21 protein-coding genes are annotated in these 21,155 nt (G+C 63.2%); 13 read left to right on the plus strand and 8 right to left on the minus strand.

Annotation, left to right across the window (positions count from 1 at the left end; all coding sequences use genetic code 11):
• The first annotated feature begins 232 nt into the window (after window positions 1–232).
• Window positions 233–652, plus strand: coding sequence for a VOC family protein (locus tag C8J26_RS04090; RefSeq protein WP_107956790.1), 420 nt, complete (start codon window positions 233–235; stop codon window positions 650–652).
• Window positions 653–661: 9 nt separating this feature from the next.
• The gene (locus C8J26_RS04095) at window positions 662–964 is read left to right on the plus strand and encodes a polyhydroxyalkanoic acid system family protein (RefSeq protein WP_107956791.1); all 303 of its coding nucleotides are present in this window, start codon (window positions 662–664) and stop codon (window positions 962–964) included.
• A gap of 21 nt (window positions 965–985) precedes the next feature.
• Here C8J26_RS04095 and C8J26_RS04100 read toward each other — a convergent pair whose 3' ends face one another.
• From C8J26_RS04100 to pyk, 4 genes are all read right to left on the minus strand, one after another.
• On the minus strand, window positions 986–1,507 hold the full coding sequence (locus C8J26_RS04100; protein ID WP_244185146.1) for a biliverdin-producing heme oxygenase: 522 nt from the start codon (window positions 1,505–1,507) through the stop codon (window positions 986–988).
• A complete protein-coding gene (locus tag C8J26_RS04105; protein ID WP_107956792.1) occupies window positions 1,504–1,692 on the minus strand; it encodes a YbdD/YjiX family protein in 189 nt (62 codons plus the stop codon). Before C8J26_RS04105 ends, C8J26_RS04100 begins: the two co-directional genes overlap by 4 nt.
• Window positions 1,689–3,743, minus strand: a complete 2,055-nt coding sequence (locus C8J26_RS04110) for a carbon starvation CstA family protein (protein ID WP_107956793.1) — start codon at window positions 3,741–3,743, stop codon at window positions 1,689–1,691. Before C8J26_RS04110 ends, C8J26_RS04105 begins: the two co-directional genes overlap by 4 nt.
• Before the next feature lie 548 nt (window positions 3,744–4,291).
• Window positions 4,292–5,755, minus strand: coding sequence for a pyruvate kinase (pyk, locus tag C8J26_RS04115; protein ID WP_107956794.1), 1,464 nt, complete (start codon window positions 5,753–5,755; stop codon window positions 4,292–4,294).
• Window positions 5,756–5,836: 81 nt separating this feature from the next.
• Between pyk and C8J26_RS04120 the strand changes: the two genes are divergently transcribed.
• The gene (locus C8J26_RS04120) at window positions 5,837–6,157 is read left to right on the plus strand and encodes a DUF1244 domain-containing protein (RefSeq protein ID WP_107956795.1); all 321 of its coding nucleotides are present in this window, start codon (window positions 5,837–5,839) and stop codon (window positions 6,155–6,157) included.
• 196 nt (window positions 6,158–6,353) lie between these two features.
• Window positions 6,354–6,596, plus strand: a complete 243-nt coding sequence (locus tag C8J26_RS04125) for a DUF2312 domain-containing protein (RefSeq protein ID WP_197942503.1) — start codon at window positions 6,354–6,356, stop codon at window positions 6,594–6,596.
• A 178-nt stretch (window positions 6,597–6,774) separates the two neighbouring features.
• Here C8J26_RS04125 and C8J26_RS04130 read toward each other — a convergent pair whose 3' ends face one another.
• Window positions 6,775–7,080, minus strand: a complete 306-nt coding sequence (locus C8J26_RS04130; RefSeq protein WP_244185147.1) for a GIY-YIG nuclease family protein — start codon at window positions 7,078–7,080, stop codon at window positions 6,775–6,777.
• A gap of 146 nt (window positions 7,081–7,226) precedes the next feature.
• On the minus strand, window positions 7,227–8,690 hold the full coding sequence (locus tag C8J26_RS04135; protein ID WP_107956797.1) for a helicase HerA domain-containing protein: 1,464 nt from the start codon (window positions 8,688–8,690) through the stop codon (window positions 7,227–7,229).
• A gap of 111 nt (window positions 8,691–8,801) precedes the next feature.
• Here C8J26_RS04135 and C8J26_RS04140 point away from each other — a divergent pair, with 111 nt between their 5' ends.
• The 4 genes from C8J26_RS04140 (at window position 8,802) to C8J26_RS04155 (ending at window position 12,576) form a co-directional block, all read left to right on the plus strand.
• Window positions 8,802–9,344 carry a DUF1003 domain-containing protein gene (locus tag C8J26_RS04140; protein WP_107956798.1) on the plus strand — a complete coding sequence of 181 codons (543 nt, stop codon included), beginning with the start codon at window positions 8,802–8,804 and terminating at the stop codon, window positions 9,342–9,344.
• A 29-nt stretch (window positions 9,345–9,373) separates the two neighbouring features.
• Window positions 9,374–10,117: a YebC/PmpR family DNA-binding transcriptional regulator gene (locus C8J26_RS04145; RefSeq protein WP_056411839.1), complete on the plus strand. Its 744-nt coding sequence runs from the start codon at window positions 9,374–9,376 to the stop codon at window positions 10,115–10,117.
• Between the two features lie 195 nt (window positions 10,118–10,312).
• Window positions 10,313–10,819 carry a crossover junction endodeoxyribonuclease RuvC gene (gene ruvC / locus C8J26_RS04150; RefSeq protein ID WP_056411838.1) on the plus strand — a complete coding sequence of 169 codons (507 nt, stop codon included), beginning with the start codon at window positions 10,313–10,315 and terminating at the stop codon, window positions 10,817–10,819.
• Window positions 10,820–11,412: 593 nt separating this feature from the next.
• On the plus strand, window positions 11,413–12,576 hold the full coding sequence (locus C8J26_RS04155) for a polysaccharide pyruvyl transferase family protein (RefSeq protein ID WP_167398767.1): 1,164 nt from the start codon (window positions 11,413–11,415) through the stop codon (window positions 12,574–12,576).
• A gap of 222 nt (window positions 12,577–12,798) precedes the next feature.
• Here the strand turns inward: C8J26_RS04155 and C8J26_RS04160 are convergent, their stop codons facing one another.
• Window positions 12,799–13,656, minus strand: coding sequence for a hypothetical protein (locus C8J26_RS04160; RefSeq protein ID WP_107956800.1), 858 nt, complete (start codon window positions 13,654–13,656; stop codon window positions 12,799–12,801).
• Window positions 13,657–13,810: 154 nt separating this feature from the next.
• Window positions 13,811–14,725, minus strand: coding sequence for an FkbM family methyltransferase (locus tag C8J26_RS04165; RefSeq protein WP_107956801.1), 915 nt, complete (start codon window positions 14,723–14,725; stop codon window positions 13,811–13,813).
• Between the two features lie 342 nt (window positions 14,726–15,067).
• Here C8J26_RS04165 and C8J26_RS04170 point away from each other — a divergent pair, with 342 nt between their 5' ends.
• From C8J26_RS04170 to ruvA, 5 genes are all read left to right on the plus strand, one after another.
• Complete coding sequence (locus C8J26_RS04170; RefSeq protein ID WP_146168764.1) at window positions 15,068–15,910, plus strand: hypothetical protein; 843 nt, start codon at window positions 15,068–15,070, stop codon at window positions 15,908–15,910.
• Window positions 15,910–16,806: a glycosyltransferase gene (locus C8J26_RS04175; RefSeq protein WP_107956803.1), complete on the plus strand. Its 897-nt coding sequence runs from the start codon at window positions 15,910–15,912 to the stop codon at window positions 16,804–16,806. The genes C8J26_RS04170 and C8J26_RS04175 overlap by 1 nt, the downstream gene beginning before the upstream one ends.
• Before the next feature lie 126 nt (window positions 16,807–16,932).
• The gene (locus C8J26_RS04180) at window positions 16,933–19,110 is read left to right on the plus strand and encodes a glycosyltransferase family 2 protein (RefSeq protein WP_146168765.1); all 2,178 of its coding nucleotides are present in this window, start codon (window positions 16,933–16,935) and stop codon (window positions 19,108–19,110) included.
• Window positions 19,107–20,189, plus strand: coding sequence for a glycosyltransferase (locus C8J26_RS04185; RefSeq protein WP_167398768.1), 1,083 nt, complete (start codon window positions 19,107–19,109; stop codon window positions 20,187–20,189). The genes C8J26_RS04180 and C8J26_RS04185 overlap by 4 nt, the downstream gene beginning before the upstream one ends.
• Before the next feature lie 340 nt (window positions 20,190–20,529).
• Entirely contained in the window at window positions 20,530–21,129 is a 600-nt protein-coding gene (ruvA, locus tag C8J26_RS04190; protein ID WP_107956805.1) for a Holliday junction branch migration protein RuvA, read from the plus strand.
• Window positions 21,130–21,155: the final 26 nt, after the last annotated feature.

The following is a 21,155-nucleotide window of genomic DNA, read 5'->3' on the forward strand; positions in this document are numbered from 1 at the left end:
GCCGGGGCCCAGTTGGGAGACGTTCGTAACGACGGGCAATGCTTCGTTACTGCGACCTTTCCAACTGGGCCCCGGCCTCCGCCGGGGTGGTGGAGTTTGGGAAGGGCAGATCGACCCAAGCTTGTTTCCCCGCGAAGGCGGGGACCTAGACTGGGCTCCCGCCTTCGCGGAAGAACAGGGGGCCGCCCGCAAAAGGGTGACGAACCCGATCGCACGACCTATCTTCGCCCCCATGACCCTGCGCCCCTTCCACCTCGCCTTCCCGGTCCACGATCTCGACGCGGCCCGCAGCTTCTACGGCAGCACGCTCGGCTGTCCGGAAGGCCGTTCGAGCGACCACTGGATCGACTTCGACCTGTTCGGCCACCAGATCGTCGCGCATCTCGATCCGTCGGCCAAGCCCGTCGCGGTCGAGAATGCGGTCGATGGCCACGCCGTCCCCGTGCCGCATTTCGGCGTCGTGCTGACGATGGACGACTGGACCGCGCTGTCCGAACGCGTCACCGCCGCCGGCATCACGTTCGGGATCGCGCCGCACATCCGCTTCAAGGGCCAGCCCGGCGAACAGGCGACGATGTTCTTTCTCGATCCCAGCGGCAACGCGCTCGAGTTCAAGGCGTTCGCCCATGACGACATGATTTTCGCGACTTAAGGACTATCCATGGCCAATCCCATCACCGTCGACGTTCCCCACCAGCTCGGCAAGGCCGCGGTCCGCGCCCGCCTCGACGGCGGCATCGACAAGATCAGCGCGAGCATTCCCGGTGGTTCGGTGACCGATCACCGCTGGGACGGCGACACAATGCACTTCACCATCCAGGCGATGGGCCAGACGATCGCCAGCGCGGTCACCGTGTTCGAAACCAACGTCCATGCGGTCGTCGACCTGCCCGGCATCCTCGGGCTGTTCGCCAGCAAGATCCAGGACATGATCCGCAAGGAAGCGCCCAAGCTCCTGCGCTGACGCCGTGGCGCCGGGGGCGGGTTACGCCTCCGGTGCGCGCCGGTAGAGCTCGAAGGCAGCCTTTGCGCCGGCAACGGCCTCGGCGATCCAGGCCTCGTCCGCGGGCTGCGAGTCGATCGCCGCAAGCAATCCGCGCCATTCGCCCGACAGATGCTTCGCGCCGAGATAGGCGGACGGCAGGCCCTCGGGCACCGATCGCGACAGCATGATCCCGCCGAGCCGCGACCCCTCGACCACGTACATCGCGCCCCAGCCGGCCGCCGCACTCGGCGCCACGTCGAACGTCATCGGTGTCGGCATCGCCTCGCCCAGTGCGGCGAGATCGGCGGCCAGCGCGTCGCGACGCGAGCGGACCGGGGCAAGCCCCGCAATTTCCTCCAGCCACGCCTCCACCGCGGGTAGTGCCTTGGCGTGCGCGATCAGGAACGCGCGGTACTCCCCCGCATCGCTCAGGTCATAGCGGCCGAACCCGGCGTCGACCGCGTCGTGATCGCTCGCCGTCGCCGCGCGGAGGCGGGCGACGGTCGACAGCGTCTCGGTCAACAGCACCGCCCTCCGCCCTTGCTGCCGTACCGCGCCTCCTGTCGATCGCGGAAGAACGTGCGTTCGTCCATCGGCGGATGATCGGGGTGCCGCTCGGCCATGTGCTCGCAATAGGCGGCATAGGACGGCACGCCGACCATCAGCAGCGCGGTCTCGCGCGCCTTTGCATAAAAGGCGCGGATCATTTCGCGGCCACCAGCTGCGGCGGGACTTCGGTCACCGTCGGCCGATCGATCTTCAGCGCCGCGAGGCAGGTGCGGACCCCGAAGAACACGATCGACAGCACCACCGCCAGAAACAGCGCGCAGAGCGCCCCGTCGATCCGGTCGTTGAAGATGATCCGCTGCATCTCCGCCATCGTCTTGGCGGGCGCGAGCAGCTCGCCGCGCGCCGCCGCGTCGGAGAACTTGGCCGCATGCGCGAGGAAGCCGACCTTCGGATCGCTTGCGAACAGCTTCATCAGCCCGGCGGTGATCGTGCACAGGCACAGCCACGCCGCGGGAAGGATTGTCACCCACGCGTAACGCTGGCGCTTCATCCGGAACAGCACGACGGTGGCGAGCACCAGCGCGACTGCGGCGAGCATCTGGTTCGAGATGCCGAACAGCGGCCACAGCGTGTTCACGCCGCCGAGCGGATCAGTGACGCCCTGGTACAGGAAGAAGCCCCACGCGGTGACGCACAAAGCGGTCGCGATCAGCCCCGGCACGATCGCCGACGCATTGCGGAACGACGGCACCGCAAGGCCGATCAGGTCCTGCAGCATGAACCGCCCCGCGCGCGTGCCGGCATCGACCGCGGTCAGGATGAACAGCGCCTCGAACAGGATCGCGAAGTGATACCAGAACGCCTTCATCGCCGGCCCGCCGACCAGGTGGCTGAAGATTTCCGACATCGCCACCGCCAGCGTCGGCGCGCCGCCGGTGCGGCTGACGATCGTCGTTTCACCGACGTCCCCGGCGGTTTGCGCGAGCAGCTCGGGGGTAATCGGGAAGCCCATCGCGGTGACCGCGCTCGCCGCCGAGACGAAGTCGGTGCCGACCACGGCCGCCGGGCTGTTCATCGCGAAATAGACGCCGGGATCGAGGATCGACGCGCCGACCAGCGCCATGATCGCGACGAAGCTCTCCATCAGCATCGCGCCATAGCCGATGAACTGCGCGTCGCCTTCGCTGGCGATCAGTTTCGGCGTGGTGCCGCTCGCGATCAGCGCGTGGAAGCCCGAGACGGCGCCGCACGCGATCGTGATGAACAGGAACGGGAACAGCCCGCCCGACCAGACCGGGCCGCTGCCGTCGATGAACGGGGTGAGCGCCGGCATCCGCAGCGGTGGGGCGACGACCGCGATGCCGATCGCGAGCGCGACGATCGCGCCGATCTTGAGGAAGGTCGACAGATAGTCGCGCGGGGCCAGCAGCAGCCACACCGGCAGCACGGACGCAACCGCGCCATAGCCGACCATCAGCACGCACAGCTGCACCGGCGTCAGCGTGAATAGAGGCGCGAGCGTCGGCGAGGCGGCGACGGTGCCGCCATAAACGATCGCAGCGAGCAGCCCGATGACGCCGAGCACGGAGACTTCGCCGACCTTACCCGGCCGGATCCAGCGCGTGTAGATGCCCATCAGGAACGCCAGCGGGATCGTCGCGGCGACGGTGAACAGCCCCCACGGGCTGCCCGCGAGCGCGCGGACCACGATCAGCGCGAGCACGGCGAGGATGATGACCATGATCGCGAACGCGCCCACCAGCGCGATCACGCCGGGGATCGCGCCCATCTCCATGCGGATCAGCTCGCCGAGCGATCGGCCGTCGCGGCGCATCGAGATGAACAGGATCATGAAATCCTGCACCGCCCCCGCCAGCACGACGCCGGCGAGGATCCAGAGCGTCCCGGGGAGATAGCCCATCTGCGCGGCGAGCACCGGCCCGACGAGCGGCCCGGCGCCCGCGATGGCGGCGAAATGGTGGCCGAACAGCACGTTGCGGTCGGTCGCCACGTAGTCGAGCCCGTCGGCGCGGCGGAGCGCCGGGGTCTTGCGCGACGGGTCGAGCTGCATGACGTGGCGCGCGATGTAGCGTGCGTAGAAGCGGTACGCGATCAGCTGGACCGAGACGGCGGCGGTGACGATCCACAACGCGTTGACATGTTCGCCACGCTGGAAGGCGACGACCGCAAGCGCGCAGGCTCCGAGCAGGGCCAGTGCGCCCCAACCGATCTTCTCGCGTAAAGTCATGCGTGCGCTCTCCCGTGCCTTCCGTCTGCGCGGCATCGCGTATTCGGGCGCGGAGGGCTAGCCCTCATTAGGCCGCTGCCCCCGGTAAGCGACCACCCCGGCGAAGGCCGGGGCCCAATTGGAAAGGTCGAGGTAATGGAGCGGGGAGCATCGTCACGACCGTCCCCCAATTGGGCCCCGGCCTTCGCCGGGGTGGGGGGCATGATCTGGGCAAGCCGGCTCGACTCAATCTCGCAAGATGCGGGGCGGTCTCCCCCTCCCGTCATCCCGGCGGACGCCGGGACCCACCGTTCCGCACACGCCAACGACCGCGAGGATGCGGAACCGGGGATGCCCGAACGAGCCCGACGGGACGGGGCGGGGACCGCTGTTTGTGATCCGATTTGACGGGACTTGGAGCGGACGCAGCGCCGCTCTCCACACCAAGAACCGTTCCCCCGCCGACGCGGGGGCCAGCTAAATACCGTGGCGCTCGGTACCCTGGACCCCCGCCTTCGCGGGGGAACAGGAAAGGGAGCGCTTCAGGCCTCCCCCCAGAGCCAGCAAACTCAAACCTGCGAGTGATGCCCCTTCAGCTCGTCCCCGACGATCCGCACCACATGCAGCACGTTGGTCGACCCAGGCGTCCGGAACGGCACGCCCGCCAGCACGATCACCCGGTCGCCCGCCTTCGCCATGCCATGGCGCAACGCCATCCGCTTCGACTTGGCCACCATGTCCTCGAACGATTCGACGTCGCGCGTGTGGACCGCATGCGTGCCCCACAGCAGCCCGAGCCGCCGCGCGGTCTCCTGGCTCGGCGTCAGCACCAGCAGCGGCACCGAGGGGCGCTCGCGCGCGATCCGGCGCGCGGTCGAGCCCGAGGTGGTGAAGCAGATGATCGCCACCGCCGACACCGTCGCGGCGATGTTCTTCGCGGCCTCCGCCAGCGCGTCCGCGGTCGTCGGATCGGGCTTCATCACGGTGAAGTGCATGCGGTCGCCGTGTTCCGGGTCGGCCTCGACCGAGACGCCGATGGCATCCATCATCGCCACTGATTCGACCGGCCACGCGCCCGCCGCGCTCTCGGCCGACAGCATGATCGCGTCGGCACCGTCATAGACCGCGGTCGCGACGTCGGACACTTCCGCGCGCGTTGGCGACGGCGAGGTGATCATCGATTCGAGCATCTGCGTCGCGACCACGACCGGGCGGCCCATCCGGCGCGACACCTCGACGATGCGCTTTTGCAGCGGCGGTACCGCCTGCGGCGGCATCTCGACGCCGAGATCGCCGCGCGCGACCATCACGCCGTCGCAGGCCTCGACGATCTCCTCGAGCCGCTCGATCGCGGCGGGCTTCTCGATCTTGGCGAGCAGGGCTGCCTTGCCGCCGATCAGTTTCCGCGCTTCCCACAGATCCTCGGGGCGCTGGACGAACGACAGCGCGATCCAGTCGACGCCCTGGTCGACCGCGAAGTCGAGATCGCTGCGATCCTTCTCGGTCAGTGCGGCCATCGGCAGCACGACGTCGGGAACGTTCAGCCCCTTGTTGTTCGACAGCGCGCCGCCGACCTCGACGCGCGTCGTGATCTCGCGCGGGCTGTGCGAGACGACGCGCAGGACGAGCTTGCCGTCGTCGAGCAGCAGGCGCGCGCCCGGCTCGATCGCTGCGAAGATCTCGTCATGCGGCAGTTCGACGCGGGTCGCATCGCCCGGCGTCGTGTCGCGGTCGAGCACGAAGGTCGAACCGGTTTCGAGCACCGTGCGGCCACCGTCGAACTTGCCGACGCGCAGCTTGGGCCCCTGGAGATCGGCGAGGATCGTCGATGGGCGACCATATTCTTTTTCGAGCGCGCGAATCGCCTGGATCACCGCGATCTTCGACTGCTGGTCGCCATGGCTCATGTTGATGCGGAACGCGTCGGCGCCGGTGCGGAACAGCGTGGCGATCATCTCGGGGGTGCTGCTGGCCGGGCCTAGCGTCGCGAGGATGCGGACCTTCCGCAAGCGGGGGGCGATAGCGATGGTCATGCGTGCGGTTTCCTCGGGGAAGCTCTTTGCCGCGACGGGCCTTAAACCCTATCTCCGCGGGATCAACCACGGAGCATACGAATGAATCCCGAAACCGACCCGCTCGATACTTTGGACGATGCCGTAGCGGCGCAGGCCTTTCGCCGCCTGATCCGCCACCTTCGCCACCGCGAAGACGCGCAGAATGTCGACCTGATGGGGCTCGCCGGTTTCTGCCGCAATTGCCTGTCCGACTGGGTCGAAGAGGCGGGTGACCTTAACAAGGATGCAGCGCGCGAGACCGTGTACGGGATGCCCTATGCGCAGTGGAAGGCGCATCACCAGGGCGACGCGACCCCTGAGCAGCTCGAACGGATGAAGCAAAGCGTCGCCAAGAACGCGCCGCAATCGGCTGGCGCCTGATTTGTGGCGATACGCCGCGGCGTCGCTTGAGCCGAACACGGTAAACGCCTAGACGCGGCGACGCACCCACAGCGGCCTGATTCACGACGTCCTGCGACGGCGATCAACGGCGTGGGGTATTTCGATTGGTTTGAGGCCGGCGCCTGAGGCGCCCGCGAGTGGGGAATTTTCGATGTCTGACGAACGGCAACACGGCATGGGCGGCGGCGCGGTCGCAGCGGACGAACTGCGCCTGCTGATCGAGCGCGCCGAGCGCCTCGAAGAAGAGAAAAAGGGTATCTCGGACGACATCAAGGACGTGATGGCCGAAGCCAAGGGCCGCGGCTACGACCCCAAGGCGATCCGCAAGATCCTGTCGATCCGCAAGAAGAAGAAGGAAGAGTATCAGGAGGAAGAGGCGATCCTCGAGGTGTACCTCCAAGCCCTGGGCATGATCTGAGGGGGCTTCGTCCCGTACTATCCGTCATCCCAGCGAAAGCTGGGATCTTCCGCGGCGAGGAGCGTTTCCAGACTACGCAGCGGCGATTGTGTGACACGCCGCGTCCCTCCTCGCCGCGGGAGATCCCAGCGTTCGCTGGGATGACGATCTTGGGGGTGATCTAACGTAACGGGCCCGCTCAATGGAGCTGGTCGTAGAGATCTGCCCAGGTCGGATTGATCGTCGCGATCAGATCGTCCTTCCACGACCGCCGCCACGCCTTCAGCCTCTTCTCGCGCGCGATCGCATCCTGAATCGTCTCGTGCTGCTCTGCAAAGACGAGCGTCTTCAATCCATACCGCCGGCAATAGGCGGATCCCGTGTCGATCCGGTGCTGCTGCACGCGCGATGCCAGATGCGCGGTCACGCCGATGTAGAGCATGCCGTAGGGCGTGTTCGTCATGATGTAGACCCAGCCGCCCTGCGCCATGTCACCGCCCCCCATCCGTCATCCCAGCGAACGCTGGGATCTCCTGCGGCGAGGAGGAACGTGTCGTGTCCCACACCCGCAAACGGTGGGTGGGGAAAGGCTCCTAGCCGCGGAATATCCCAGCTTTCGCTGGGATGACGGGGGAGTCAATCCGACGGCGTTTAAGCCGCCTCCGCCGGCAGGGTCGTCCAGCCCAGACCCGGGATCGTGATCGAGCGCTTGCCCGCCAGATCGGTGCGGCAGACGATCAGCTCACGGCTTTCGATATAGCCGATCAGGCGCTTCACGCGGCCGATCGAACTCGTCCCGTACGTTGCCGCGATTCGTGCGTCGGAAGGGCAGGGTTCGCCCTCCCGCGCCGCGCGGGCGACCAGCAGGAACGCCCCGAGCATGTCGTCGGGCAGTCCGCTCGCGACGTCGAGCGCGGCGGTCCACGCCTCGTCGGTCATGTCGAAGATGCCCGCGCGGGCGCAACTCAAGCGGCGAACGAAGCCCGGCAGGTCGAGCGGCGGCTTGGCGAGACCACCCATCCGGCAGCGCACCTGGAAGTCCTGGAACAGCACCGAGGGCGGGCGCAGCGTCGATTCGGGATCCTCGACGATCGCGCGGAACACGTCGGCATAGACCGCCTCGACCTCGTCGTCGGTCTTCTCGGGCGGCGGCGGTGCGGCGGTGCGTGGCTCGGGCGGGCGGGCGATGCCGTCGAGCAGCTCCTCCGCCGGCACGCGACGCGGGCGCGAATCGAACAGCAGGCCCAGTTCGGGGGCATCGACGACCGGCTCGGACAACAGGTCCTGCAGGTCCATCGGCGCGGCGCTGGGGAGGGGGGTGAGCTTCGGACTGCCGCTGCGCGCGGACGTCGCGACGTCGCCGATCTTCACCGTGATCGGACGGCGCGACACCGCCGGCCCGAGCGCCATGAAGGTGCCGCGCTGAAGATCGCGAATCGCTTCGGCCTGGCGGCGCTCCATGCCGAGCAGATCGGCGGCGCGCGCCATGTCGATGTCGAGGAAGGTGCGACCCATCAGGAAGTTCGACGCCTCCGCCGCGACGTTCTTCGCCAGTTTCGCGAGACGCTGGGTCGCGATCACGCCGGCGAGACCGCGTTTACGGCCGCGGCACATCAGGTTGGTCATCGCCGCGAGCGACGCACGACGCACTTCCTCGGACACTTCGCCGCCCGTCACCGGCGCGAACATCTGCGCCTCGTCGACCACCACCAGCACCGGATACCAATGCTCGCGGGGCGCATCGAACAGCGCGGAGAGGAACGACGCGGCGCAGCGCATCTGCCCCTCGACCTCGAGCCCTTCGAGGCTGAGCACCGCGGACGTCCGGTGTTCGCGCAACCGCGTGGCGATCCGCGCAATCTCGCGTTCGCTATAGTCGCCCGCCTCGATCACGACGTGGCCGTGCGGCCCCGCCAGCGTCACGAAATCGCCCTCGGGATCGATCACGATCTGCTGGACATGCCCCGCCGATCGCTCGAGCAGCCGGCGCAGCAGATGCGATTTTCCCGATCCCGAATTGCCCTGCACCAACAGGCGCGTGGCGAGTAGTTCCTCCAGGTCGACGCCGACGGCAGTACCATTGCCGTCGGTGCCCATATTCACGCTAACCGTCATGCCGCGCGTTTGGCAGGTGCGGGCGCTTGGGGGCAAGGAGTCTTTCGCGGGTCTCGTCGCAAGTGCGGTTTTGCGCGCTGGCTTGGACGACGATCCGGGGTACGCCTCGGCATGGCCACATCCTCTCCGCTCGATGATCTCTCGCAACGCCTGCTCGGCAAGCCCCCCGGCGAGCTCGACGACGCGCAACGCCGCGTCCTCGCGGGAATTGAGGCGGGGACGACGGTCATCCGCGACGCCGCGAACCTCGCCGACGAACGCGCGACGGTCGGCGAACGGCTGTCGGACCGCGTGGCCGCAGTCGGCGGGTCGTGGGGGTTCATCATCGCTTTCACCGCGGTGCTCGTTGGCTGGATGATCCTCAATTCGGACATCCTCACGCAGTTCGGGCGGGCGTTCGATCCCTACCCCTACATCTTCCTCAACCTCCTTCTGTCGACGGTCGCGGCGATCCAGGCGCCGATCATCATGATGAGCCAGAACCGGCAATCGGCGAAGGACCGTCTCGCCGCCAGCCTCGACTATGAGACCAACCTGCGCGCCGAGCTCGACATCCTGCGCGTACACCACAAGATCGATCACCTCGTCCTCGCGCGGCTCGACGCGATCGAGGCGAAAATCGACGGTCTGGCGAAAAGCGCCTCCGGAGCCTAAGAGCGGGGCATCAAATCATAGAGGCACAGATGGCAGGCCATTCCAAATATAAGAATATCATGCATCGCAAGGGTGCGCAGGACAAGAAGCGCTCGTCGGCGTTCAGCAAGCTCAGCCGCGAAATCACCGTCGCGGCCAAGATGGGCCTGCCCGACGTCGACATGAACCCGCGCCTGCGCGCGGCGGTCAACGCGGCCAAGGCGGCGTCGCTGCCCAAGGAGAACATCCAGCGCTCGATCGACAAGGCGAGCCGCGGCGACGCCGAGAATTACGAAGAGATCCGCTATGAGGGCTTCGGCCCCGGCGGCGTGTCGCTGATCATCGAGGCGCTGACCGACAACCGCAACCGCACCGCGACCAACGTGCGCGTCGCGGTCGGCAAGAATGGCGGCAATCTGGGCGCCGGCGGTTCGGTCAGCCATGCGTTCGACCGGGTCGGCCTGATCTCGTATCCGGCGAGCGCGGGCGATGCCGACGCGGTGTTCGAAGCCGCGCTCGAAGCGGGCGCCGAGGACGTGTCGTCGAGCGAGGACGGCCATGAGGTCTGGACCGCGCAGGGCGACTTGCACGAAGTCGCCAAGGCGCTCGAGGCGAAGCTCGGCGAAGCCGAAGGCGCCAAGCTTGCCTGGCGCCCGCAGACGATGGTCGCGGTCGACGCCGACGATGCCGCCACGCTGTTCAAGCTGATCGACGCACTCGACGACGACGACGACGTCCAGACCGTGTGGGGCAATTACGAGATCTCCGACGAGATCATGGAGACCCTGGGCTGAGATGAAGACGGTTGGTTCGCGCGGAGACGCGGAGACGCGGGGAGATGTGCTGCTTGGATACGTCTTCCGCGTCAGCGGCCTCGTAGCGATCGGCCAGACTGGAAAATCGACAGTCCCGCTGACTCGCGACGATCGCCAAAAGCGCACCACCTCCGCGCCTCCGCGTCTCCGCGCGAACCAACCTTCCTTCTTCTCATGATCATCCTCGGACTAGACCCCGGCCTGGGCACCACAGGCTGGGGCGTCATTCGCGCCGACGGCAACCGGCTGAGCCATATCGCCAACGGCCAGATCAAGACCGACCCGTCGATGGCGCTCCCCCGCCGCCTCACGGCGCTGTACAATGCGCTGATCGACGTCATTCGCACCGAACGCCCCGACGGCGCCGCGGTCGAGGAGGTGCTCGGCAACACCAACGCGCAATCGACGCTCAAGCTCGGCCAGGCACGCGGCGTCGTCCTGCTCGCCGCGGCGGGTGCTGGGCTGCATATCGGCGAATACCACCCCTCGACCGTCAAGAAGGGCGTCGTCGGCACCGGCGGCGCGGACAAGAAACAGATCCAGGCGATGATGGCGGTCCTGCTGCCCGGCGCGAAACTCGCCGGCCCCGACGCCGCCGACGCGCTCGCGGTAGCGATCACCCACGCGCACCACGTCGCGAGTGCAGCTGCGATGGCGCGACGAACGGGCGTTGGCGCCTGAGAGCAGGCGGACGGGGCGATCCCGATCAGCAACGCAGTCCAGCAATCGATGTGCCCGACACTATTCGTTGTAAGTAATACCCAATTACATCAGGCGCTGTTTCCACTTTTAGCGTCTTGATCCGTCAGCATAGTCATGACCAAGTGGCGGAAAGCTGATGGAGCGTGCGCGGCGTCTTGTTCGCAACGCTTCGGCCGCTACGGCGAGTGATGCCAATTGCGAAAGAGCGCCGCTCTCCATGACGTATGATCTTCTGCAGTCTCGATATTCTCGGATCTTGATCCGACAGCGTCCGCGCGGCGAAGCCTATGGCGGTCCAATCGGGGCTGGTTCGGCATATGCGACGCGGCGGCATCCGGCGGAGAAGGGGCCCTCAAAGCCATCCCGAGCCCGCAGTGGGGCGCGGTTCGAAGTCTCGCGCCGCGCGTGCGAAATCGGCATCCCCGTGCGCCGCATCGGGGAGGGGTTTTTCAGCCGCCCCGTGCAATGGGGCGACGATGGCGGGGGCTGTAGCCGGACGACGACCGCCACGGACGCTCTGCACAACGCGGCGGCGGGCTATCCCGCACGCACGCCATCTGCGGCAGCCTAGCATGGCGGTCTCGAAGCCCCGTCGCCGTATCGCGATCCTGCCCAACCTGTCGATCCGGCAGCTCGGCGACGCGGGCCGTGTCCCGACCGCGGATGCGGCGACGCTGACCGAGGCGCTTGGCGGCAATGCGGGCAATGTCGCCTATGTCGACGGGTTGGTCGCGTCGCTCGCCGACTCGCACATGATCACCTGGAGCACGCCGCCCGAGATCGTCCGCGCGACCGCCGACATCATCGTCGTCGCGTGCGCCAACCAGCTCGGCGATCATGTCGATCTGGCGGGATGGGCGGCGCGGCTCGCGGCGTTCGGTTTGCCCGTGCTGCTGGTCGGTCTGGGGGCGCAGGCCCCTGGGCTCGGTGCGAGTCTCGATCTGAAGCCCGGCACTCGCGCCGCGCTCGACGTCGTCGCCGCGGCGGCGGGCACGGCGCCCGCGATGCTCGTGCGCGGCGCCTATACCGCGGAGATCCTCGCGCGGAACGGCTATGCCTCGACCGTCATCGGCTGTCCGTCGCTGTTCCTATCGCCGACCCGCGACCTTGGCGCGCGGATCGCGGCGCGCGTCGCGGCCGGGCTTGGACCGCGACCCGCGATCGCGGCCGGCCACCAGCATCATGCCGACATGGCACCGGAGCATCGCCTGATCGCCGCGGCGGAACGCGATGACGGATGCTATGTCGTCCAGCATCCGGCAACGATGATCGCGCTCGCCCGATCGGACCCCGCGGATATGCAAGGCGCGGAGTTCGCGATGCTGGCGCAGCGGTTGCTGCCCGGTCTCACCCCCGCGCAGGTCGTGGCGTGGGGCCGGCGCAGGGCCTTCGTCTTTACCGACAGCCAGAACTGGATGAGCTTCCTGCACCGCTACGACTATGCGATCGGGCCGCGATTCCACGGCGTGGCGCTTGCCATCCAGGCCGAGCGACCGGGCGTCGTCCTCCATGTCGACAGCCGCACGCGCGAAATGGCGGAGACGATGGCGATCCCGACGCAGCCGTTCGACGACGCGCCGCTATCGGATTTGCGCGATGTCGTCGCAAACGCCTGGACGCCCGGGACCGGCGCGGCATTCGACACCCGCCGCGCAACGCTTGCCCGGGTCTTTCGCACGGCGCTCGAGGCACACGGCATCACCGTCAGCGCGCGGCTGGCGGCGTTGAGCAGATGACGTCGTGCTCGCCAGCCGGACCAGGGCGGCGGGTGACATCCGTCTTGCGCGGATGACAAGACCGCGAGGCGGCCGCCGCGGTCCTGTCCTATAGGCCGCGGCGCCACCACGGAGATCGCCGAATGCGAGAAGTGGGCGGAACACACCCTGCTCACCGATCGCGGCAATGATCGTGCGTCGCAGGTCTGCTCGGATAGATTTTGCACTTGTATCACCCGAAAACTAAAATCCGGAAAATACGACGATCTCGGTTCTCGACCTGAGATGGTGACTTGTATGCGCCGTCAAAACGACGCCGGCCTTGTTTTGCCTGTTGTTCATTTCCGAGTAGAACTTCGAGAAAACCTCTGCCGAATTGGCCTGATCCGTTACCCGCGTGGCGTTCGCAAAAAGCGTCCTGCTCCATGTAGCTGGATCGGCCGTTTCCCATGATGAGATTCGGCCACGGGCCAGTTGTCGATCCGAATATTCAAAATCGTTGCGTTGCGCCTGTCGGTTTCGAGACGCTTTAACATCAACATATTTCAAATGCGCTAGGGCAATTTTGGAAGTGAACTCATATGGTTCGGATAAGTGATGCTGGCCGGAGCCAAATGTAGCACTGTTGGAGCGCCAAATCGCCGGTTTGCTATAGGCGGAATGGAATCTGACGAAGCGCCGTTGCTCAAGCAATGGGCGACTAAAGTCGAAGTCTTCTTCCAAATCGGCATTATGTATGAACTCTACGCCGGTAGGGGCGACGAACGTAGCGGTTTCACCGTCCAGCAGATCGGCCAGCGGAGTGGCGGCGGTCGACGGCATGGGTATTAAAATCTCGTCGACATCGCTCGTGATAACGGTCTCGTATCCGCACAGCGCGGCGCCGGCCAGCGACGACAGGATCGCCGACTTCGTCTGATCATCAAACGGGAAGCCCGGCATGGCGATCACGCTGACCCGACCGGATAACCCTAGCCGTGCGATCGTCTCGACGACGGGGACCTTGGAGCCGTGATCGACAATCATAATACCGCAGTCGGGGAGTTCCCGGATGTAATGATTGGCCCATTGTTCGAGAAACAGCTCTTCGTCTTTAACCATCGTTATGCAGCAAAAACGCTGTACCGGCTGGCGTTCTGGCTATGAAATTTTCATAGTCGCTCCACGGACCGGGGGGCTGCCCCGCGTCTATATTTGATACGATCAGCGTCTAATGTCAGGCGCTGCGTAGAATTCTGATACCGGTGACGCCGGATTATAAATCCCATAACGGAGCGACGAATTTTCTTAAGCCCAGGAATGCAGATCGGAAGTGTTCCTCATCTGATAAATTCGAGAATCTAAGGAGGCACAAGTCGACATGGACTCGTTGCCCCTCATCCCGTGACTTAGTTAACTCCGAGAATGACGTAATGTCTCGTGAGGCATTGGAATTTACTTCAAATACCTTGAACTGTGACAAAATTTCATCAAAGAACATGTTTGAATTTACGCCGGATCTTTCGATGTATAGTGAATCGAACTCGAGGAAAATGGCAGCGCTTTTCGATTTACTGATAGTATTTACGGCGCCACGCAATGCGTATGGTTCGTAACCTTCAACGTCAATTTTCATCAACAACGTAGAGCTGTCGAGATTACGGGAGGAGACTTCGGCATCGATAGTGGTGCACGGAACTATAATTTCCCGGACATCTCTCAAGGATTTTGGTCTGGCAGCGGTCGATTTGCCGGATGACAATTCGTTGACATAAAAGCTGAGTTCGCCTCCCGCCACGTCGCCAACCGCCTTCGGGATAAGCTCCACATTAACGTCGTCGTTGTAAAGAGCGCTACGGTTGATATGCGGGATGAGATCTGGATTTGCTTCAAAGCCAATAGTTTTAGTTTTGTCAAAAAGCGGCTTTGAAAAAAGGCACTCCGCATAGTTGACGCCGACATCCAAAAAAAGATCGGGCTTGAGCATGATATGCGCCGCATAGATCGCAGCTTGCATTTTAGTAAAATATCTAAAACCACCGGATAGCAGCATCTTGCGTGCCCGCCATTCGCTACCATCCACACCGATCCTGCGCAGGCCACCGCATATATAAGCGAAATTAGGATCAATTATATTGAACGTATTCTTTATACGTGAAATATTTGCGTCCGTTTCAGTATAAGCGTTCATTTTTAGCCCTAGATTATGCAAAACTGATGTCGGTGAGGCTGCTGAGATCGCTCTCAATTCGATATAATATTTCTCCCAAATAGTCAGTCAGCGCAATAGGCTAATTCATCCGTACCAGGCACGCTGTGGTCCATCAGGAACACGAGTCGAACAAAGTACAGCCTAGAACGGTATGCCAAGATTAATTGTAAATAAGCTAAATAGCATAACCTACCTGAATCAATAGCTTGCGCGGAGTAGTAAGAAACCTACTATTCAATAAGCGCCATCGTGCTATCCAGCATTTGCCATGAAATTGACAGACCGCTACTGACCGCATGCCAAATGGGGCTGGGGAGCAGAATGTCGGCAGAATCGAAATCTGAAATGTCTGCCGGCAATGAACCGACTAGAGTGTTTGCGATTGGCAGTTGTCGCGTGCACACGCCGCTCAAGCGTGCGCTGGCCGCCGTCCCGGAGATGTCTTATATCGGCGACCCGGTATTCGGGTTCGTGCACAGTGCTGCCGACATTCACCAGATGCTGCATGTCAACGACGGTATCATGCGTCCGCCGAAGGAGCTGTATTCACTCCTGTCGATCAGGAATGAGAAATTCCAGCCGGATGACGAAAGCAGGAAAAGACGCGTCATCAAACATGATGTCGTCGTTATTGAAATATCGTCCATCCGTATCTTGAAATATGGATCCTGCAGTCTTCAGATCAATCGGCTGAAGGAGATCGTCAAAGAACGGGCGGGCGTTAGGAATGAAGCCGTGGTGACGACGTCGCCGCGCTTTGCCGCCGTTCTGGCTTTGGCCCGATCCGTTTCGGAGGGCAGTGATCCGGTATCGGTGGCGCTCAGGGACTTTAACGACTTTGAGCAGTCTCCCGACGATTTCTACGATGCAGCGCGATCGATCTTGGATCGGTTGCCCATGCCTGTACTCCTGGTTCCCCATGTGAACCTGACTTCCACCGGGAATCCAATTCCGCAGCGGCAGATCATCAGAGATGCGCTGGAACGTATCGCAGGCGAATCGGAGAATATCCGCTTCTACGATCCCACGGCATTGGTTCGCGATGTCGGCTATGGCGCGGCGATGGCGGACTCGGCCCATTATCAAGAAGACTTTGAGTTGGCTATGGGCGAGCAACTGGCTGCCGAGATACGCGGCCTTCTCAATACACAGGACATGCGCTAATGAACGATACAGCAATCATATTCGTTATGAACTGGAAGTATATCAGGCCGTTAAAAGTGCTGTTGTACTCGCTCTACAAGCAAAATTCGCTTCAAAATATCCCGATCATCATGGTAACGGACGACAAGAGGGTCCTTCATGATCCCTTCGTTCGCGCGGTATGCCATTCGATAGAATTCATGGGGGAGGAAGAGCTCGCGCCGTTTTCTTCGATCCGTGGCGAAAAAATTGCCGAAAAGTCGAAGGTCGCCTTTGCCCCGAAGTACACGTTTCTCAAATTTTCGATCTTCAAGGAGCGGGGATTCAAGAGGCATATCTTTATCGATGCGGACATGCTGTGCCTGAACCCTCTCGATGAGGAACTCCTGGCGGCGGATTATCACGTCAAGGCCATGAAGGAGGTGGCGTCCTCCCACTTCCCGATCAGGGCGGAGGATCGGAGTAAGTTCAATGAGGCCAAGTCCCTCGCGTCGGTGACCAGGGCATTCGAGCCTCAGGAGAATGCGCCGGGGACGGGGATAAACTCTGGCTTCGTCGTCCTTGAAAATGGCGCGATTTCCGATGACGTCTTCGATCTGGCGATCTCGGTCGCGTCGAGCGAGGCGTTTGGCGCCGAACAGCCGGCAACAAGCGAAGTGATCCGGCGGATCCCGGACTGCAAATTCCTCGAGCTCCCCATATGGTATAACGCGAGGCGGCGAGTCTTTGAAAGTCTCGGAGAGACGTTCTTCGACCAACATGCCGATCGTATCAAGCTTCTGCACTATACTCCGGGAAAGCCTTGGGTTCTTGGGGACAGGACGCCAGACTATCTCGACAAGCTATGGCTTAAGTGGGAGCAGGACTCACTCGAATGGGTCGACGAAGTTACGATCAGGGGGTCGCTGTCCGATTAAGAGCTATATGAGCCCGAATTTGCGATTGTAAGAAACTAGAATGGACCTGAATGTTGCTTCGGATAACCACGTCGAGGTGGCGAGATATCTCGCGTTTCTTTTTCTTGTAAAAATTAGGGTCTAGCGATGCAACACACATCGGTGGTGGAGGCCGTCTATTTGATGCGAGTTCTGCTCGCCCGTCGCCCGTCCCAAGCGACCATCGAGCAGTTTGTATCACGAGATTCCGCCCAGAACGCGGCAGTCATACTGACATCGATCGAATTCAGCAGATGCGTGTTGGAGCCTATGCGTGATGGCCTCCCGCTTGGCCATGAAGCGCGCGGGATCGGGTTCGATCGACCTGCTGCAATATGGTTCGCGAGCGCGTTTTCGTTTTCCGAGCAGACGAAGAAGGGGATCGATGCTGCGAGGGACTGGCGGGGATTGTTCTCCGTTGTCCTTGCCGATCTCGCGCTCATTTCGATCGTTCGTCAGGAATATGGCGCGAGTTCACGCGCCGACGCGTTCTTCAAGGCAATCGAAACATTGTCGTCGAACGTCGTCGCGGCCGATCCTCCCGCGGCGGTCGACGCCGCGCCCGTGACGGAAAAGGGCGCCACGACCAAGGCAGCCGCAATTCCGGCGGCCTCCGTCGTGCCGGCAGCGGTGGTGGAGGTGCAGCCCGCTACTGCCAGCGCGGATCCGGCCAAGGATGAGCCGGCGAATGCCAGCTGGCTTATCAATGGGCGTCTGACCTCCTGGACCGGATCGTTTACGAAGCGGATCGAGAAAGGCCGCTCGCCGATAACGAACGGCTGGGCAGCGCTGGTGAAGCCGGCTGGATCGGCAGCGATCATATCGCTGACGAGCATCGTCACGAGAGACCCCGGCAAGGGCGAGCTGGGCGACCTGCGCTATGCCATCTCCTGCGCGACCACGGACCTTCCGAGATTCGTGCGCATCGAGGCGGAGATCGACCCGGGTCGCATCAAGCCACTGGATGCGTGCCTTCAATTCTACGCCCGCGGCGATTCAAAGACGGTAGGGACCTATCTGAAGGTCAATCGCATCTTCGTTCTGGCGCGCGTCGAGAACCAGGGAAAGACCGAGGATGTCGATTTCGGCGAGATAGCCAAGAACGTCCATGTCGACGCGGTCGGGCGCAATTACAAATTCGATCTACGCCCGAAGGTCCTCGATGCGATGAACGCGGGGACCGTCAAGCATATCTGCGTCGTCTTCGAGATTGCGGCACAAGAGTTCGACTTCAGCCTTTCGGATGTCTTTCTGGGGTCGAACCCCGATCGGCTGCTCACGGAGCCGAGCCGGAACGGTGCGTTCGAAGACCCGAATATCGAAGCCCAGACGTCGCTGCTGAAGGGGCTGGGGGACTGGCAGAAGCTGGGGCCGCCCGCGCCACGACCGCATTCCGGCGCGCAGGGGAGGAAATGGCAGTGGATCGATCGTGTCGGATCGGTCGATATCGTCGTGCCGGTCTACAATGCGATCGAAGAGGTCGAGAACTGCATCCAGTCCATAGTCCGCGCGACACACGTCCCCTATACCTTGACCCTGGTAAATGATGGCTCGAGTCGAGAAACATCACGGCGTCTCGATAATATCGCCAGCAAGCATCCCTGGATCAGGGTCATCGATAACGGCAGCAACATCGGCTATACGCGTGCGGCGAATGTCGGTCTGGCTGCCTCCACCGCGGAGTATATCGTCCTCCTGAACAGCGACACGATCGTCGGGGAGGATTGGCTTTCCGAAATGCTGTCGTGCATCGTCAATCACCCCAAGGCCGCTGGCGTCGGGGCGCTATCGAACGCGGCGTCTTGGCAGTCGGTGCCTTCGCTGAACGATGCAAAGGGAAAGTGGCGCGTCAATGCCTTGCCTGCCGGATGGACGGTCGATGATTATGCAAGGCTGGTCAGCGACCTGAGCAACAGAGCCTATCCCGCCGTACCGCTGTTGAACGGTTTCTGTACGCTATTCCGGCGCTCCGCATTGGTGGCCGTCGGGTTCCTCGACGAGGAAGGATTCCCGGTCGGCTATGGCGAGGAGAACGACCTCTGTGTGCGTCTCACCAAGGCGGGCTACGTTCTGCATGTCTGCGACAGTGCGTATGTCTATCATGTGAAATCGGCCAGTTTTGGCAGTGCGAAGCGCGCCGAGCTCGTCAGGGCCGGTACGGCGAAATGCGCCGAGAAGCATCCCGAAGTGGATTGGAAAAGCCTGCAGCGGGTGCTTGGCGAGAGCATTCCCCTCATAGAATTGAGAGCCGCCTTGTCCGAGCATATCAGCAAGCGGGAGTCGTGACCGTGTTTCCAAAAATCCTCTTCGTCCTTCCGAGCAAGGGCGGCGGCGGTGGGCCTAACAGCGTCTTCCAGGAAGCGTGCGGGCTTCACGACCTCGGCTGCTCGGTATCAATCGCGATCAACGGAAAAAACGTCGACCTGTTTCGTCAAAACTATCCCGAAGCCGAGCGCTATCCGCGGCTGACCATCGTCGGTTATCCGGATCGGATCGGCCTGGCCGACATAGCGTCGGGATACGACGTGATCTGCGCTACGACCAACGACTCGGTCTATGATGCCAAGGGCGTCAAGGACGTTCTCGGCGACTCGATTAAATACGCTTATTATGTTCAGGACTATGAGCCCCTGTTCTACGCCTATGGCTCGGAACAATGGAAACGCTGCTTCGACTCGTACGAATTGATCCCCGGCTGCCAGATGTTCGCGAAGACGGACTGGATATGCCAGGCCGTCTATGAAAATCATGGCATCCGACCGGCGCGCGTCCAGGCGAGCATCGATCATGACGTGTATAACTACAAGCATGAGGACCAGGCTCTAAAGCCGACGTTGGCGGCCATGGTTCGACCCCAGACGCCGCGACGTGCGGCCCAGCGGACCATTCGGGTCCTGCAGGAATTATCCACTCTATTCTCGACCCAGATCGATGGATATATATTCGGGGCGACCGATGAGATGCTTGCCAAGGCAGGACTGGCCACTCCAGCCTCCTTCACCAATCTGGGCCTGCTGAAGAGAAGCGGGGTTGCAGACGTGCTTCGCAAATCGACGCTCTTCCTCGATCTCTCGGATTATCAGGCCTTCGGACGTACGGCGCTTGAGGCGATGGCGAGCGGGTGCGTCCCGATCGTACCCAAGCTCGGTGGTACGGACGAATTCGCCATCCACGGCAAGAACGCGTTCGTCGTGGATACGCGCGACGAGACGGACATACTGGACGCGGCATGGACGTTTTTAGAGATGAGCGACGCTGATCGGACGACGATGAAGATGGAGGCGTTGTCGACGGCGCAGCGCTATTCGGTGCTGGGGGCAGCCATCAGCGAGCTTCAGCTGTTTCGGAGCCTCGCGCAACGATAGGGTCAAGCGGTCTTCGATCGATCGGTACCAAAGCCAAATTGCGGCCTTGAGCGCAAATTGAGACTCTTGGGAGAGGGTGGCGCGCCGCCTGGATCCGGCCCATCGACGACCGCCGACTAGATAGTCTGAGAGGCAGGGCGGGGCTTAAGGCTGAGGCGGCGATCGCACTCACGTCCGACCCCATATCGGGCGTTCGCGGGGATCCAGTCGGGTAACGCTGCTCGGCCGGTCACGCGTTTCTGTTTGATCGGCTCGGCATAGCGCGAGCCCTGCGGCGCCCCTCGCGAAAGACGCTTTGATAGGATGACGCGGCGCGTCCTATGTTCTACCGATCGCGGTAATGATCGTGCATCTCAAAGGACGGCTGGACTCGACCGGCATCGACCATGCCGTGATCGACGTCGGCGGCGTCGGGTATCTCGTTGGCGCGTCGGCGCGCACATTGTCGGCGCTCGGGCCGATCGGCGAGGCGTGCACGGTGTTCACCGAACTGCTCGTCGGCGAGGATTTCCAGCGACTGGTGGGCTTTTCGAGCGCGGACGAGCGCGACTGGTTCCGGTTGCTGACGGCGGTGCAGGGGGTGGGCGCGCGCGTCGCTCTGGCGATCCTGTCCGCGCTTGAGCCCGTCGACCTGAGCCGCGCGATCGCGAGCGGCGACAAGGCGATGGTCGCGCGGGCGAACGGTGTCGGGCCCAAGCTCGCCCAGCGCATCGTCATGGAACTGAAGGACAAGGTCGGCGGCATCGCGCTCGGCGTCGGGCCGGCGGTGGTCAACGCGGCGCCCGGCGCGTCTGCGGATGCGGTGTCGGCGTTGCTCAACCTCGGGTTTCGGCCGAACGAGGCGAGCGTGGCGGTGGCGGCGGCGGACGAGGAACTGGGACCGGCCGCCTCGCTCGACGCGCTCGTTCGGCTGGCGCTGCGCAAGGCATCGAAGTCTTAGGCGCAGGGCCGACCACGCGCTCACTT

Source organism: Sphingomonas aurantiaca, from assembly GCF_003050705.1.
Taxonomy (GTDB): Bacteria; Pseudomonadota; Alphaproteobacteria; order Sphingomonadales; family Sphingomonadaceae; genus Sphingomonas; species Sphingomonas aurantiaca.

Excerpts from the sequence above, each read along its gene's own strand:
- C8J26_RS04165 (WP_107956801.1), bottom strand. The coding sequence starts at position 14,725 with ATGAACGCTTATACTGAAACGGACGCAAATATTTCACGTATAAAGAAT.
- C8J26_RS04160 (WP_107956800.1), bottom strand. The coding sequence starts at position 13,656 with ATGGTTAAAGACGAAGAGCTGTTTCTCGAACAATGGGCCAATCATTAC.
- C8J26_RS04120 (WP_107956795.1), top strand. The coding sequence starts at position 5,837 with ATGAATCCCGAAACCGACCCGCTCGATACTTTGGACGATGCCGTAGCG.
- C8J26_RS04175 (WP_107956803.1), top strand. The coding sequence starts at position 15,910 with ATGAACGATACAGCAATCATATTCGTTATGAACTGGAAGTATATCAGG.
- C8J26_RS04140 (WP_107956798.1), top strand. The coding sequence starts at position 8,802 with ATGGCCACATCCTCTCCGCTCGATGATCTCTCGCAACGCCTGCTCGGC.
- C8J26_RS04090 (WP_107956790.1), top strand. The coding sequence starts at position 233 with ATGACCCTGCGCCCCTTCCACCTCGCCTTCCCGGTCCACGATCTCGAC.
- pyk (WP_107956794.1), bottom strand. The coding sequence starts at position 5,755 with ATGACCATCGCTATCGCCCCCCGCTTGCGGAAGGTCCGCATCCTCGCG.
- ruvC (WP_056411838.1), top strand. The coding sequence starts at position 10,313 with ATGATCATCCTCGGACTAGACCCCGGCCTGGGCACCACAGGCTGGGGC.
- C8J26_RS04180 (WP_146168765.1), top strand. The coding sequence starts at position 16,933 with ATGCAACACACATCGGTGGTGGAGGCCGTCTATTTGATGCGAGTTCTG.
- C8J26_RS04130 (WP_244185147.1), bottom strand. The coding sequence starts at position 7,080 with ATGGGGGGCGGTGACATGGCGCAGGGCGGCTGGGTCTACATCATGACG.
- C8J26_RS04105 (WP_107956792.1), bottom strand. The coding sequence starts at position 1,692 with ATGATCCGCGCCTTTTATGCAAAGGCGCGCGAGACCGCGCTGCTGATG.
- C8J26_RS04110 (WP_107956793.1), bottom strand. The coding sequence starts at position 3,743 with ATGACTTTACGCGAGAAGATCGGTTGGGGCGCACTGGCCCTGCTCGGA.
- C8J26_RS04135 (WP_107956797.1), bottom strand. The coding sequence starts at position 8,690 with ATGACGGTTAGCGTGAATATGGGCACCGACGGCAATGGTACTGCCGTC.
- C8J26_RS04095 (WP_107956791.1), top strand. The coding sequence starts at position 662 with ATGGCCAATCCCATCACCGTCGACGTTCCCCACCAGCTCGGCAAGGCC.
- ruvA (WP_107956805.1), top strand. The coding sequence starts at position 20,530 with ATGATCGTGCATCTCAAAGGACGGCTGGACTCGACCGGCATCGACCAT.
- C8J26_RS04145 (WP_056411839.1), top strand. The coding sequence starts at position 9,374 with ATGGCAGGCCATTCCAAATATAAGAATATCATGCATCGCAAGGGTGCG.
- C8J26_RS04155 (WP_167398767.1), top strand. The coding sequence starts at position 11,413 with ATGGCGGTCTCGAAGCCCCGTCGCCGTATCGCGATCCTGCCCAACCTG.
- C8J26_RS04170 (WP_146168764.1), top strand. The coding sequence starts at position 15,068 with ATGTCGGCAGAATCGAAATCTGAAATGTCTGCCGGCAATGAACCGACT.
- C8J26_RS04125 (WP_197942503.1), top strand. The coding sequence starts at position 6,354 with ATGGGCGGCGGCGCGGTCGCAGCGGACGAACTGCGCCTGCTGATCGAG.